The organism is Streptomyces hiroshimensis (assembly GCF_014650335.1).
Taxonomy (GTDB): domain Bacteria; phylum Actinomycetota; class Actinomycetes; order Streptomycetales; family Streptomycetaceae; genus Streptomyces; species Streptomyces hiroshimensis.
Genome location: NZ_BMUT01000001.1, coordinates 398,946 through 414,850 on the forward strand (window position 1 = coordinate 398,946; position 15,905 = coordinate 414,850).

The following is a 15,905-nucleotide window of genomic DNA, read 5'->3' on the forward strand; positions in this document are numbered from 1 at the left end:
AGTCGTGCCCGGCCGGTGCCGGTCGAAAGTGGTGTGTGCGGTTTCCGAGGTGCTCGGTCAGTCGAGTTCGTCCACGAGCGCGAAGAGCTCTTCGTCGCTTGCCGATTCGAGGTCGTCGTGTGCGGTGTCGCCGGGCGCGGACCCGTCCGCCGCGCCGCCGCTGCCGTCGGCGAGGTCCAGCAGGGCGCGCAGGCGTGCGGTGATCAGTTCGTGCGCGTCCCCGTCCAGGGCCGCCGCCCGGATCGCCGCCTCCACGCCGTCGAGTCCGGCGAGGACGGGGCCGGCCGCCGACGTGTCGTCGACGAGCTGCCCGCGCAGGTGGGCGGCGAGGGCGCCGGGGCTGGGGTGGTCGAAGACCAGGGTGGTGGGCAGCCGCAGGCCGGTCGCGGCGCCCAGCCGGTTGCGCAGCTCGACGGCGGTCAGCGAGTCGAAGCCCAGCTCCTGGAAGGCGCGGCCGGCCTCCACGGAGGTGATGTCGGAGTGCCCCAGCACCCCGGCCACATGGGTGCGGACCAGATCGGTCAGCACCCGCTCCTGCTCGGGCGCGGGCAGCGCCGCCAGCTGCTCGGCCAGCGCAGGCCCGGCCTCCGCGCTGCCCGCCGCGGCCGCAGCCGGACGGCGGGGGGCGCTGCGGACCAGGCCGCGCAGCAGGGCCGGGGGCTCCGCGCCCGAGTCCCGCAGCGCGGCGAGGGCCAGGCGGGTGACCGCGAGGACCGGCTCGCCCGTGGCGGGGGCCGCGTCGAACAGGGCCATCGCCTCGTCGGAGGCCAGCGGCAGCAGGCCCGAGCGCGCCAGGCGCTTGAGGTCCGCGTCGGCCAGGTGCCCCGAGATGGCGCTGGCCTGCTCCCACAGTCCCCAGGCCAGGGAGGTGGCGGGCAGCCCCTGGGCGTGGCGGTGGGCGGCGAGCGCGTCGAGGAAGGTGTTGCCGGCGGCGTAGTTGGCCTGGCCGGCGGTGCCCAGCAGGCCCGCCACCGACGAGTAGAGCACGAACGCCGACAGGTCCGCGTCGCGCGTGAGCTCGTGCAGGTTCCAGGCAGCGTCCACCTTGGGCCGCAGGACGTTGCGCAGCTGAGCGGGCGTCATCCGGGCGACCACGCCGTCCTCCAGGACGCCCGCGGTGTGCACCACGGCCGTCAGGGGGTGCTCGGCGGGGATCTGCGCCAGGGTGCCGGCGAGGGCTGCGCGGTCGGTGACGTCGCAGGCGGCGAGGGTGACCTCGGCGCCCAGCTCGGCGAGTTCCGTGCGGAGCTCGGCGGCGCCGGGGGCGTCCGGTCCGCGGCGGCTGAGCAGCAGCAGGTGCCGCGCGCCGTGCTCGGTGACCAGGTGGCGGGCCAGGACGGCGCCCAGGGCGCCGGTCGCACCGGTGATGAGCACCGTGCCCTCGCCCCAGCGGGGCGTGGTGACCTCGCCGGCCGCCGGACCCGTCCGGGCCAGGCGCGGCACGAGCGTACGGCCCGAGCGCACCGCGATCTGCGGCTCGCCCGTGGCCAGCGCGGCCTCCAGCGTGCCGGCTTCGCCCGCCTCGTCGCCGAGGTCCACGAGCACCAGACGGTCCGGGTTCTCGGTCTGCGCCGAGCGCAGCAGGCCCCACACGCCGGCGTGTGCCAGGTCGGTGACGTCCTCGGCGCCGGTGGCCACGGCCCCGCGGGTGACCACGGCGAGCCGGGCCCCCTCGAACCGCTCGTCGGCCAGCCACGCCGTGACGAGGCCGAGCGCGTCCAGCAGCGCACCGTGGGCGGACTCCGCGACGTCCGCGCCGCGCGGGGCGGTGAGCGGGGCGAGGACCACGTCGGGCACGGGGGCGCCGGCGGTCACGTCCGCGGCGAGCGCGTCGAGACCGGTGTACCGGCGGGCCCCGTCCAGGGAGGGCAGGCCCTCGCCCAGCACCGCCCAGCCCGCAGGGTCCGCCGGGCGGCGAGCGCCGTCCGTGGCCTGCGGCTCGGTCCAGGAGACCGCGAACAGGCCGTCGCGCGCCGTGCTCCCGGCCGCGGCCAGCGCCTCCTTCGACAGGGGCCGCAGGCTCAGCGAGCCGACCGTGGCCACCGGCTGCCCGGCGCCGTCGGCCACCGTCAGCGCGGCCGTCAGCGCACCCGGCTCCGGGCTCCTGAGCGACAGCCCGACCCGCAGCACGGACGCGCCCGTGGCGTGCACCGCCGCGTCCTCCCACGAGAACGGCAGCCACGATGGGCCGTCCTCCTCCACGACCCCCGGCAGCAGGGTGTGCAGCGCGGCGTCGAGCAGCGCGGGGTGCAGGGCGAACAGGCGGGCGTCGGCGTGCTGCCCCTCCCCGAGGGCGACCTCGGCGTAGAGGTCGCCGTCCAGGGTCCAGGCGCGGCGCAGACCCTGGAAGGCCGGGCCGTACGCGTAGCCGCGCTCCGCCAGCCGCTCGTAGGCGCCGGTGAGGTCCGCCTCGGCGGCGCCGGCCGGCGGCCACACCGGCAGCCCGGCGGCAGGAGCCTGCCCGGTCCCGGCGGTGAGGGTGCCGGTGGCGTGCAGCGTCCACGGCTCCTGCGCCCCGGCGTTGTCGGGACGCGAGTGGACGTGCAGGCTGCGGCGGCCGGAGCCGTCGGCTTCCCCGACGGAGAGCTGGAGCTGTACGCCGTTCTTCTCGGGCAGGACGAGCGGGGCGGCGAGGGTGAGTTCCTCGACTTCGTCGCAGCCTGCTTGTTCGGCGGCGCGCAGGGCCATTTCCAGCAGGCCCGTGCCGGGGACGAGGACGGTGCCGGAGACGGCGTGGTCCGCCAGCCACGGGTGCGTACGGCGCGAGAGCCGGCCGGTGAGCAGGTACGTGTCACGGTCGGCGACGGCCACGGCCGCACCGAGCAGCGGGTGATCCGCCGTCATCAGGCCGAGCCCGGCGGCGTCGCCGGCCGCGGCCGGGCCGTCCAGCCAGTAGCGCTCGTGCCGGAAGGCGTACGTGGGCAGGTCGACACGGCGCGCGCCGGGGAACAGCGCCGCCCAGTCCGGGCGGGCACCGGCGATGTGCAGCTGTGCGACGGCCGCGGTGACCGTCTCGGCCTCGGGCCGTCCCTTGCGCAGGGCCGTGGCGAGCGTCCCCGGCTCCCCGGCCAGGCAGTCCTGCACCAGCGCGGTGAGCACCCCGTCCGGGCCCAGCTCCAGGAACCGCGTCACGCCCTCGGCCTCCAGCGTGCGCACCCCGTCGAGGAAGCGCACGGGCCGGCGGATGTGCTGCGCCCAGTAGTCGGGCGAGGCCAGCTCCTCGGCCGTGGCCAGGGCGCCGGTGACGTTGGAGACCACGGGGATCGAGGGGGCGCGGAACTCCAGGCCCTTGGCGACGGTGCGGAACTCGTCCAGCACCTCCTCCATGTGCGGGGAGTGGAACGCGTGGCTGACCGGCAGCCGCTTGGCCCGGCGGCCCAGGGACTTCCAGAGCGCCGCGACCTCCTCGACGGTGTCCTCGTCGCCGGAGACGACCGTGGACCGCGGCCCGTTGACGCCGGCCACGGCGATCGCGTCGCCGTAGGGCTCCAGGGAGGCCAGGACCTCGTCCTCCGAGGCCTCCAGCGCCGCCATCGCCCCGCCCTCCCGGGCGGCCTCCATCAGCCGGCCGCGCCCGGCGACCAGGGTGCAGGCGTCCGCGAGGTCCAGGACCCCGGACAGGTGGGCGGCGGTGACCTCGCCGATGGAGTGGCCCAGCAGGTAGCCGGGCCGCAGCCCCAGGTGCTCCACCAGCCGGAACAGGGCGGTCTCGACGGCGAACAGCGCCGCCTGGGTGAAGACCGTGCGGTCCAGCAGCGCCGCCTCGGCGGACTCCGGCGCGGCGAACAGCACGCTCTTCAGCGGCTGCGGCAGCCCGGCGTCGAGCAGCTCGCACACCTCGTCCAGGGCGCGGGCGAAGACGGGGGAGGAGGCGTAGAGCTCCCGCCCCGTGCCCAGGCGCTGGCTGCCCTGGCCGGTCAGCAGGAAGGCGATGCCGCCCGGGCGGTCGGTGCCGCCCGGGACCACGGCGGGCGACGCCTCGCCGCGGGCCAGTGCACCGAGCCCGGCGAGCAGCGCCTCGCGGTCCGTCCCGACGACCGCCGCGCGGTGCTCCAGGGCCGCGCGCGTGGTGGCCAGGGAGAAGCCGACGTCGGCCGGGTCCAGCTCCGGGTGCGCGGTGACGTGGGCGTGCAGCCGCCCGGCCTGGGCGCGCAGCGCCGTCTCGTCCCGGCCGGAGACCACCCACGCCACGGCGCCGGCGGCGGGCGCCGCAGCCCGGGCCCCGGCGGTGGAGGCGGCCCCGGCGGGCTGCTCGATGATGACGTGGGCGTTGGTGCCGCTGATGCCGAAGGAGGAGACTCCCGCGCGGCGCGGCCGGCCCGTCTCGGGCCAGGCCTGCTCCTCGGTCAGCAGGGCGACCGCGCCCGACTCCCAGTCCACGTGCGGGGAAGGCTCGTCCACGTGCAGCGTCCGGGGCAGCGTGCCGTGCCGCATCGCCTCGATCATCTTGATGACCCCGCCCACTCCGGCGGCGGCCTGCGCATGACCGATGTTGGACTTGAGCGAGCCCAGGAACAGCGGCCGCCCGTCCGGGCGGTCCTGCCCGTAGGTGGCGAGCAGGGCCTGCGCCTCGATCGGGTCGCCCAGGCTCGTGCCGGTGCCGTGCGCCTCGACGGCGTCGACGTCGGCGGCCGTGAGCCCGGCGCCGGCGAGCGCCTGGCGGATGACCCGCTCCTGGGCCGGTCCGTTGGGCGCGGTCAGGCCGTTGGAGGCGCCGTCCTGGTTGACGGCCGAGCCGCGCAGCACCGCGAGCACCCGGTGCCCGTTGCGCTCGGCGTCCGACAGGCGCTCCACCAGCAGCAGGCCCACGCCCTCCGACCAGCCCGTGCCGTCGGCGCCCGCCGCGAAGGACTTGCAGCGCCCGTCGGGGGCGAGGCCGCGCTGGCGGGAGAACTCCACGAACACGCTCGGGCCGGACATCACGGTCACGCCGCCGGCCAGCGCCAGGTCGCACTCGCCGGTGCGCAGCGCGTTCGCCGCCAGGTGCAGGGCCACCAGCGACGACGAGCACGCGGTGTCCACCGTGACGGCCGGGCCCTCCAGCCCGTAGGTGTAGGAGAGGCGGCCCGAGACGACGCTGGAGAGGTTGCCCGCCAGCAGGAAGCCCTCGAACTCCGCCGGGGAGGCCGCGAGCCGGGACGCGTAGTCGTCGTACATCGCGCCCGTGAACACCCCGGTGTTCGAACCCCGCAGCAGGGCCGGGTCGATGCCCGCGCTCTCGAACGTCTCCCAGGCCGTCTCCAGCAGGAGCCGGTGCTGGGGGTCCGTCGCGGTCGCCTCGCGCGGCGAGATGCCGAAGAACTCCCGGTCGAACCGGTCGGCTTCGTGCAGGAAGCCGCCGTGCCGCACGTACGAGGCGCCGGTCCGTTCCGGATCCGGGTCGTACAGGCCGTCCAGGTCCCAGCCGCGGTTGACGGGGAACTCGCTGATCGCGTCGGCGCCCTCGGAGACCAGCCGCCACAGGTCCGCGGGCGAGCTCACGCCGCCCGGGTAGCGGCAGGCCATGCCCACGATGACGACCGGGTCGTCGTCGGCGGGGGCCGCGGTGCGCACCGCCGGAGCCGCCGCGGCCGGGGCCGTGTCGGACACCTTCGCGCTCAGGTAGGCCGCCAGCGCGCCGGGGGAGGGGTGGTCGAAGACCACCGTCGCCGGCAGCCGCAGCCCCGTGGACGCGGCGAGCCTGTTGCGCAGCTCCACCCCGGCCAGCGAGTCGAAGCCGATCTCCTTGAACGCCCGCTCGGGGGCGACGGAGGAGGCGCCCGCGTGCCCGAGCACGGAGGCGACCACGCCCCGCACCAGCTCCAGCACAGCCGCCTGCCGCTTCTCGTCCTCCAGCGCCGCCGTCTCCCGTGCCCACGAGGGGGCGTCGGAGGACGCGGCGGCCGCCGCACGCCGCGGCCGGGGGCGGACCAGGCCGCGCAGCAGCGCCGGCAGGGGCTCCTCGGAGCGCTGCAGCCGGGGCAGGTCCAGGGCCGCCGGGACGGCCAGCGCGGCGTCGCCCGCCAGCGCCGCGTCGAACAGCTCCAGGCCCTGACCGGGAGTCAGCGGCGCGATGCCCGCGCGGGCCCAGCGGGCCAGGTCCCCCGCGGTCAGGGTGGCGCCCATGCCGTGGGTGGCGTCCCACAGGCCCCAGGCGAGGGAGGTCGCGGCGAGCCCCTGCGCCCGGCGGTGGGCGGCCAGCGCGTCGAGGTAGGTGTTGGCGGCGGCGTAGTTGGCCTGCCCCGCCGTGCCGGTGAGCCCGGAGACCGACGAGAACAGCACGAACGCCGCGAGGCCGAGCTCCGCCGTCAGCTCGTGCAGGTGCCAGGCCGCGTCCGTCTTGGGCCGCAGCACGGCGTCCAGCTGCTCCCCGGTCAGGGAGGCGACGGTCGCGTCGTCCAGGACGCCGGCCGTGTGCACCACGGCGGTCAGCGGGTGCTCCGCGGGTACGGACGCCAGCAGGGCGGCGACGGCGTCGCGGTCGGCCGCGTCGGCCGCCGTCACGGTCACCTCGGCGCCCAGCGCCGCGAGTTCGGCCACGAGGGCGTCCGCGCCGGGGGTGGCGGCGCCGCGGCGGCTGCTCAGCAGCAGGTGCCGCGCGCCGTGCCGGGTGACCAGGTGCCGGGCGAAGAGGCCGCCCAGGCCGCCGGTGCCGCCCGTGACGAGCACGGTCCCGTCCGGATCGATGCCGGATTCCCCGGCGGGGGCGGGCACCGTGGCGCGGGCCAGGCGCGGCACGTGCAGCCGCCCGTCGCGCACCGCGAACTGCGGTTCCCCGGCGGCCACGCCGGCGGCCAGCAGCTCCTCGCTCCCGGCCGTGTCCTCGTCGAGGTCGGCCAGCACCACCCGGCCCGGGTGTTCGGACTGCGCCGCGCGCACGAGCCCCCACAGCGGGGCGTGCGTCAGGTCCGTCACGTCCTCCCCGGGCACGGCCGCGACCGCGCGGCGGGTGACGAACACCAGCCGGGAATCGGTGAACTCCTCCCCGGACAGGAACCGCTGCAGCACCTCCAGCGCGCCCGCGGCCGCCGCACGGGCCGCCTCGGGGGTGTGCGCGGCGGCGTCGTCCGCGCGGAGGCGGACGGCCACCACGCCGGCCCCGGCGGCGTCCGCCAGGCCGTCCGCGCCGGTGACCTCGGCCCAGCGCGCGTCACCGGCGGGCCCGGCCGCGCCGATCACGGGCCACTCCACGGCGAACAGCGCGTCCGCCGCGCCGCCGGCGGCCGGCGCGAGCCGGTCCTTGGCCACCGGGCGCAGCGTCAGCGACTCCACCGAGGCCACCGGGGCGCCCGAGGCGTCGGCGAGGGTGAGGGCGACGGTGTCGTCGCCCGTGGCGGCGATCCGCACCCGCAGCGCGCTCGCGCCCGCCGCCCGCAGCACCGCGCCGCTCCACGCGAACGGCAGCCGGATCTCGCCCGCCCCGCTGCGGCCCGCGGCGTCGAGCACCAGCGGGTGCAGGACCGCGTCCAGCAGCGCCGGGTGCAGCCCGAACCGGCCCGCGCTCTCGTGCAGGTCCTCCGGCAGCCGCACCTCCGCGTAGAGGTCGCGGCCCTCCCGCCAGACGGCCTTCAGGCCCTGGAAGGCCGGCCCGTACCCGTAGCCGAGACCGGCAAGCCGCTCGTACACGTCCGTCAGCGGCTCGGACACGGCGCCCGCCGGCGGCCACTCGCGCAGCTCGCCGGACCCGTCCTCCGGGCCTACGCCGTCGCCCAGCACACCCGAGGCGTGCAGCGTCCACGGCAGCGTCTCGTCCCCGGAGTCGGGCCGCGCGTGCACGGTGAACGGGCGCCCGCCCGCCGCCTCCGCGGCGCCGACGGTCACCTGCACCCGTGCCCCCAGGCGCTCGTCGAGCACCAGCGGCACCTGCAGGGTCAGTTCGGCCACGCCCGCCGCGCCGGTCCGGTCGCCCGCGGCGACGGCCAGCTCCAGGAACGCGGTGGCCGGCACGAGGACCGTGCCGCCGATCGCGTGGTCGGCCAGCCACGGCTGGTCGGCCACCGAGAGCCGGCCCGTGAGGACCACGTCCTCCCGGTCGGCCAGCCCGATCGCCGCCGCCAGCAGCGGGTGCCCGCCGGCGTCCAGCCCCAGGCTGCGCGCGTCCGTGCGGGCCCGGGGGGCCAGCCAGAACCGCTCGCGCTGGAAGGCGTACGTGGGCAGGTCCACGCGGGTGCCGCCGGGGAAGAAGCTCTCCGCGCGCAGCGGCGCGCCGGCCGTGTGGGCGCGGCCCACCCCCGCGGCGAACGCGGCCGCCTCCGGGCGGCCCGCGCGCAGCAGCGGCACGGCCGTGCGGCCCTCCGTGGCGAAGGAGTTCTGCGCCATCGCCGTGAGGACGGCGTCGGGCCCGACCTCGACGAAGACCGTCGCGCCCTGCTCCTCCAGGGTCCGTGTGGCGTCCAGGAAGCGCACCGTCTCGCGGATCTGCCCCACCCAGTAGCCGGGGTCGGTCAGCAGGCCCTCCGTGGCGAGCGCTCCGGTGACCGTGGACACCAGCGGCACCGACGGCTCGTGGAACGTCAAAGACTCCGCGACCGCGCGGAACTCCTCCAGCACCTCGTCCATGTGCGGGGAGTGGAAGGCGTGGCTCACCAGCAGCCTGCGGGTGCGCCGTCCCTGCGCACGCCAGTGCGCGGCGACCTCCTCGGTCACGTCCTCGTCGCCGGAGACGACCACGGCCGCCGGCCCGTTGACCGCGGCGATCGACACCGCCCGCCCGTGGCCCTCCAGGGAAGCCGCCACCTCGGCCTCGCCGGCCTCGATCGCGATCATCGCGCCGCCCTCGCGCGCCGACTGCATCAGCCGGCCGCGCGCCACGACGAGACGCGCCGCGTCGGGCAGCGACAGCACGCCGGCCACGTGCGCGGCGGCCACCTCGCCGATCGAGTGGCCCGCCAGCAGGCCGGGCACGACGCCGTGGTGCTCCAGCAGCCGGAACAGCGCCACCTCGACGGCGAACAGCGCGGGCTGTGTCCAGTTCGTACGGTGCACCAGGCTCGCGTCCGCGCCGTCCTCCGCGGTGAACACCACCTCGCGCAGCGGGCGCTCCAGGTGGGCGTCCAGCGCGGCGAACACCTCGTCCAGCGCGGCGGCGAACACCGGGTGCGCCGCGTACAGTTCACGGCCCATGCCGAGGCGCTGCGCGCCCTGACCGGTGAACAGGAACGCCGTCCGTCCGGCGCCGACGGCACTGCCGCGCACCACGTTCGGCGCGTCGCCGCCGCCGGCCAGCGCGTCCAGGCCGGCCAGGAACTCCTCCGCCGTCGTACCGGTCACCACGGCCCGCTGCTCCGTGAAGGCGCTGCGGGTGGTGGCGAGGGACACGCCGACGCCGGCCGGGTCCGCGTGGGCCGCGGCCTCGCGCAGCCGTGCGGCCTGCTCGCGCAGGGCCGCCTCGCTCGTGGCGGAGAGCACCCACGGAGCGGGTGCCGCCAAGACCGGGGCGACGGGCGCAGGCGCGGCGGCCGGGGCCGGGGCGGCGGACGGGGCCTGTTCGAGGACGACGTGGGCGTTGGTGCCGCTGATGCCGAAGGAGGAGACACCGGCGCGGCGGGGCCGGTCCGCCCCGGGCCAGTCGCGGGACTCGGTGAGGAGTTCGACGGCGCCCGACTCCCAGTCGACGAACGGGCTGGGTTCGTCGACGTGCAGGGTGCGGGGCAGGACGCCGTGGTGCATCGCCTGCACCATCTTGATCACACCGCCCACTCCGGCCGCGGCCTGGGTGTGGCCGATGTTGGACTTGAGCGAGCCCAGGAACAGCGGGCGGTCCGCGGCACGGCCCGGGCCGTAGGCGGCGATGAGCGCCTCCGCCTCGACGGGGTCGCCGAGCCGGGTGCCGGTGCCGTGCGCCTCGACGGCGTCCACGTCGGCGGGCTCCAGGCCGGCGTCGGCCAGCGCCTGGCGGATGACCCGCTGCTGGGACGGCCCGTTGGGCGCGGTCAGGCCGTTGGAGGCGCCGTCCTGGTTGACGGCCGAGCCGCGGATGACCGCGAGCACCCGGTGGCCGTGGCGCTCGGCGTCCGACAGGCGCTCCACCAGCAGCAGGCCCACGCCCTCGGCCCAGGAGGTGCCGTCGGCCGCCGCGGCGAACGACTTGGACCGGCCGTCGGCCGCGAGACCGCGCTGCCGGGAGAACTCCACGAACATGCCCGGCGACGACATCACCGTCGCACCGCCGGCGATGGCCAGCGACGACTCGCCCTGCCGCAGCGAACGCACCGCCATGTGCAGGGCGACCAGCGACGACGAGCAGGCCGTGTCGACGGTGACGGCCGGCCCGATCAGCCCCAGCTGGTAGGCGATGCGGCCGGACATCACGCTCGGCGCGGTACCGGTCAGCAGATGGCCTTCGGCGCCCTCTGCCCCCTCGTGCATCCGCGGCCCGTAGTCCAGCGCCGTCGCCCCGACGAAGACGCCGGTGCGGCTGCCCTTGAGCGACCGGGGGTCGAGGCCCGCCCGCTCGACGGCCTCCCACGCCGTCTCCAGCAGCAGGCGCTGCTGCGGGTCCATCGCCAGCGCCTCGCGCGGCGAGATCCCGAAGAAGGCCGCGTCGAACATCGCCGCGTCGTGCAGGAACCCGCCCTCGCGCACCGAGCTCTTGCCGCTGCGGTCCGGGTCGGGGTCGAACAGGTCCTCGTCCCAGCCGCGGTCCAGCGGCAGGCCGGAGACGGCGTCGCCGCCCTCGGCCACCAGCCGCCACAGCTCCTCGGGAGAGCCCGCCCCGCCCGGGTAGCGGCAGGCCATGCCCACGATCGCGATCGGCTCGTCGCCACCCGCCGGGGCCGTGAACACCTCCTCGTCCGCCGCCTGACGGCCGGTCAGCTCCGCCAGCAGACGGCCGGTCAGCTCCTGCGGCGTCGGGTGGTCGAAGAGCAGGCCGCCCGGCAGCCGCAGCCCCGTCGCGGCGGCCAGGCCGTCGCGCAGCTCCACCGACATCAGCGAGTCGAAGCCCAGCTCCTTGAACGGCAGCCGGAACTCCACCTGCCGGCCCGGTGCGTACTCCAGCACCGCCGCGACGTGCGCGGCCACCAGGTCCCGCACGGCCCGTTCGCGCGCGTCCCCGCTCAGGGCGGCGAGCCGCCGCCCGAGCTCGCCGCGCGGCCCGGAACCGCCGGCGGCCTCCTCGCGGGGCGCCGCCGCGGGGGCGAGCGCCGGGGCCGTACGTGCCGCGCCGTCGATCCAGTACCGCTCGCGCTGGAAGGCGTAGGTGGGCAGGGGGACGCTGCGCGCCCCGGTGCCCTCGAAGGCCGTGCCCCACTCGACGGGGTTGCCGCGTACGAACAGGGTGGCGAGGGCCGCGAGCAGCGACTGCGGCTCTCCCCGGTCCTTGCGCAGCGCCGGCACGGCAGCGGCGGCGGAGGCGTCCCGCAGGCTGTCGGAGACCATCGCCGAGCACACGCCGTCCGGACCGAGCTCCAGGAAGGCGGTCACGCCCGCGCCCTCCAGGGCCCGGGTGGCGTCCAGGAACCGCACCGGGCGGCGCACCTGGTCCACCCAGTAGCCGGCCGAGGACCACTGGCCGTCCGTGACCACCTCGCCGGTGACCGTGGAGACCACCGCGATGCGCGGCTCCCGGAACTCCAGGGACTCGGCGACCGACCGGAACTCCCGGAGCATCGGCTCCATGAGCGGCGAGTGGAAGGCGTGGCTGACCGTCAGCCGGCGGGTCTTGCGGCCCCGCTCGCGCAGCAGCCCGGCGACGGCCTCGGCCGCCTCCCCGGCTCCGGCGAGGACCACGGAGGACGGGCCGTTGACGGCCGCGACGGCGACCTCGCCCGCATAGCCCTCCAGCAGCGGCAGGACCTCCTCCTCGGCGGCCTGCACGGCGATCATGACGCCGCCGGCGGGCAGCGCCTGCATCAGCCGGCCGCGCGCGGTCACCAGCCGCGCCGCGTCCTCCAGCGACAGCACGCCCGCCACGTGCGCGGCGGCTATCTCCCCGATCGAGTGCCCGGCCAGGTAGTCGGGGCGCACGCCCCAGGACTCCACGAGGCGGAACAGCGCCACCTCGACGGCGAACAGCGCGGGCTGCGTCCACGCCGTCTCGTCCAGCCCCTCACCCGAGCCGATCACCTCGCGCAGCGGCCGGTCCAGGTGCGGTTCGAGGGCGGCGCACACCGCGTCGAAGGCGGCGGCGAACACGGGGAACGCCGCGTACAGCTCCCGGCCCATGCCGGCGCGCTGCGCGCCCTGACCGGTGAACACCACGCCCAGCAGGCCGGGCCGCACCGATCCGGCGACCACGCGCCGGTCGGGGGCGCCGGAGGCCAGCGACTGCAGCCCGGCCAGCAGCCCGTCGCGGTCCTCGGCGAGGACGACCGCGCGGTGGTCGAAGAGGGTACGGGAGGACAGCAGGGACAGCCCGATATCGGAGGTGTCAGAGGTGCTGGAGAGATCAGTGACATCAGAGGTACTGGTGTCCGCGCCGGCGGCCACGGCGGCGTGCAGCCGCGCCGCCTGGGCGCGCAGCGCCTCGGGGCCGCGGGCCGAGACCACCCAGGGGGTCAGCGACGGCGTACCGGCCCCGGCGCCGCGGCCGGCGGCGGCCTCCGTGCGCACGGGGCCCTCCGCGACCACGACGTGCGCGTTGGTGCCGCCCATGCCGAACGAGCTCACGCCGGCGACCAGTTCCCGGTCCGGGTGCGGCCACGCGCCCGGCTCGCTCTGCACCGCCAGGCCCAGGGAGGCCAGCGGGATGCGCGGGTTGGGCGTCGCGAAGTTCAGGCTCGCCGGGATCCGGCGGTGGCGCATGCTGAGCAGCACCTTGAGCAGGCCGACGATGCCGGCCGCGCCCTCCAGGTGCCCGACGTTGGTCTTGGCCGAGCCCACCAGCAGCGGGTCGGCCTGCCCGTGGGCCGACCCCAGCGCCGCGCCCAGCGCGGCCGCCTCGACGGGGTCGCCGACGGGCGTGCCGGTGCCGTGCAGCTCGACGTACTGGACGGCGGCGGGGTCCACCCCGGCCCGCTCGTACGCCTCGCGCAGCACCTGCTCCTGGGCGGCCTGGCTCGGTACGGTCAGCCCGGGCGTGGCACCGTCGTTGTTGACCGCGCTGCCGCGGAGGACGCCGTAGACGCGGTCCCCGTCGGCCAAGGCCCGGGCGAGGGGCTTGAGGACGACGACGCCGCCGCCCTCGCCGCGTACGAACCCGTTGGCGCGGGCGTCGAAGGTGTAGGCCGTGCCGTCGGGGGACAGCCCGCCGAACCGCTCCCCGGCGACCGCGCCCTCGGCGAGGATGTTGAGGTTCACACCGGCCGCGAGGGCCGTGGTGGACTCCCCGGAGCGCAGGGACTCGCAGGCCAGGTGCACGGCGACGAGCGAGGAGGACTGCGCCGCGTCCACGGTCAGGCTCGGCCCCCGCAGCCCCAGGTGGTAGGAGACCCGGTTGGCGATGACACCCCGGTTCACCCCGGCCATCGAGTGCTGGGTGATCGCCTGCTCGCCGTGCTGGTAGAGCAGGGCGGCGTAGTCGTCGCGGAGCGTGCCGACGAAGACGGCGGTCCGGCTGCCCTCCAGGGCGGCCGGCACGATCCCCGCGTCCTCCAGCGCCTCCCAGGCCAGCTCCAGGACGAGCCGCTGCTGCGGGTCCATGGCGGCGGCCTCGCGCGGCGAGATGCCGAAGAAGGCGGCGTCGAAGCCGTCCACGGAGTCCAGGAAGCCCGCCCGGCGGATCCCTCCCGCGGGGGCCGGGCCTGCGCCCGCGCCCTCCCAGCGGCCCTCGGGCACCTCGGTGACGGCGCTCGTGCCGCTGCTCAGCAGCTTCCAGAACGCCGCCGGGTCCGGCGCCATGGGGAGCCGGCAGGACATGCCCACGACCGCGACGGCTCCGTCGGCGAGGTCGCGCTCCGCGCGCTCCCCGGCTGTCACAGTGCCCTGCTCATCTGTCTTCACCCTCGGGTGTCCCTTTCCTGAGCGACCGCCGGGGGCCGGATATCGCATTCCGGCCGGCGTGCACGACGACGCGATCCATATGCATCCACATGCATCCACCACGCTTGGCTCCGAACGCTAAACCGCCCCGGAACGCGGCCGTCCAATGTCCGGTCACTGCCGGTCCGCGGAGTTCCGCCGGGTGGTAATGAACGGCCCGTTACCCGCCGGTGTGCGGGCGCGGCAACCTGCTCGAATATCGTTCGGGACAACGTCAACCACCAGGAAAAGCGGGGGAGTTTCCGTCATGGGCAGAACTGTGGGAAGCGTCGTTTCCGGCGACGGCGCCGAGGTCGAGCACGCGGGCGGGGTCGCCGAGCATCTGGAGCTCTACACCCGTACGTTCAATGCGGGTGACGCCGATGCGATCAACCGGCTCTACACCGAGGACGCCATCTCCCACTGGGAGCCGGGCAAGCAGCTGACCGGCCAGGCCCGCAAGGACGGCCTCGCCGAATTCCTCACCCTCAACCCGCAGATCACGACGAAGATCCGCGAGTCCTACGTCACCGGCGACACCGCGCTGCTGATCGTGGACTGGTCCATCGAGCACGACGGGGAGGACGGCGGGCGCGAGACCATCTCCGGCATCGGCGCCGACGTCCTGACCCGCAACGAGGACGGCGAGTGGCGCTATGCCGTAGACGACCCCTACGGCGACCCTCGCAACGTCAAGTAACCCCCGTACGCGAGACAAGTAACCCTCGTACGAGATCAGCAGGGAGATTTTGCATGCCCCAGACCGAATCCGGTGTCACGGCCGTCCTCGACGCCGTCACGGCCATCGTCCCGACGCTGCGCGCGAACGGCCGGGCCGCCGAGGAGCAGCGGTGGCTCGCGCAGGAGAACATCGACCTCCTCGACAAGGCCGGTGTGTTCCGCATGGCGACGCCGGCCCGCTTCGGCGGCCTCGGTCTCTCCCTGGCCGACCAGGCCAAGGTCCTGACCGAGATCTCCCGCGGCTGCAGCTCCACCGGCTGGGTGTCGATGGTGTGGGTCTCCAACGCGTTCGTCTCCACCCTCTTCTCCGACCGCGCCCAGGAGGAGGTGTTCGCGGGCGGCTCGGTCCGCGTCTCCGGCGGCTTCGCGCCGACCGGCACCTTCGTGCCCACCGAGGGCGGCTACACCCTCAGCGGCTTCTGGAAGTTCAACACCGGCTGCCGCGGCGCCGACTGGAACATCGTCGCGGGCCTCCTGGAGAAGGAGGACGGCACCCACGAGGACCTCGTCGCCGTCGTGCCGATGTCGGAGTTCGCCGTCGCCGACGACTGGGACACCTCCGCGGCCTCCGCGACGGGCAGCTCGACCACGACGCTGAAGGACGTCTTCGTCCCCGCCCACCGCGTGGTCGGCTTCGGCGACGCCATCTTCAACACCACGCCCGGGCGGGAGAAGCCGGCCGACGACGGCCGCTTCTACGGTCTGTTCAGCTTCGTCATGGCCGAGTGCGCGGCCGTCTTCACCGGCATCGCCCGCGGCGCGCTGGAGCTGTTCCTGGAGCGCGTCCCGGGCCGCGGCATCACCTACACGTCGTGGACCGACCAGACGCAGCACCCGCTGACCCAGATCCAGGTCGCCACCGCGGCCAACAAGATCGCCGCGGCGGAGGGGCTGGAGGCCGGCTGGCTGAAGCTCCTGCAGGAGCGGGCGGACGCCGGCGAGCTGCCGACGGACGAGGAGAAGGCGATCGCGCGCGGCCAGGCCGCCTACGCGATCCAGCTGGCCAAGGAGGCCGTCGAGGTCCTCTACTCCGCCAGCGGTGCCAGCGTCATCCAGAACAGCGTGCCCCTGCAGCGCTTCCACCGCGACGCGCAGGGCCTCTCCCTGCACGCGCTGCTCCTGCTGAGCACCAACCTGGAGGTGCAGGGCCGGGTCCTGCTCGGCCTGGACGCCGACACCCCGCTTCTGTAACCGCCTGCGGCTGCGACCGCACGAGCCGGCCGTACGGCCGGGAGCCTGCCCCGCTCCCGGCCGTACGGCCTTTTCCGTGCGCGGCCGCCACCGCG

The 15,905-nt window shown here is 76.1% G+C and carries 3 protein-coding genes; 2 read left to right on the plus strand and 1 reads right to left on the minus strand.

Annotated features, from left to right (window positions below; translation table 11 throughout):
- Nucleotides 1-57 precede the first annotated feature (57 nt).
- Nucleotides 58-13,860, minus strand: a complete 13,803-nt coding sequence (locus tag IE241_RS01580) for an SDR family NAD(P)-dependent oxidoreductase (RefSeq protein ID WP_229898672.1) — start codon at nt 13,858-13,860, stop codon at nt 58-60.
- Between the two features lie 286 nt (nt 13,861-14,146).
- On the opposite strand from IE241_RS01580, the gene IE241_RS01585 reads away from it, so the two are divergent.
- Entirely contained in the window at nt 14,147-14,578 is a 432-nt protein-coding gene (locus IE241_RS01585; RefSeq protein WP_190019726.1) for a YybH family protein, read from the plus strand.
- A gap of 53 nt (nt 14,579-14,631) precedes the next feature.
- Complete coding sequence (locus tag IE241_RS01590) at nt 14,632-15,810, plus strand: acyl-CoA dehydrogenase family protein (protein ID WP_190019727.1); 1,179 nt, start codon at nt 14,632-14,634, stop codon at nt 15,808-15,810.
- Nucleotides 15,811-15,905: the final 95 nt, after the last annotated feature.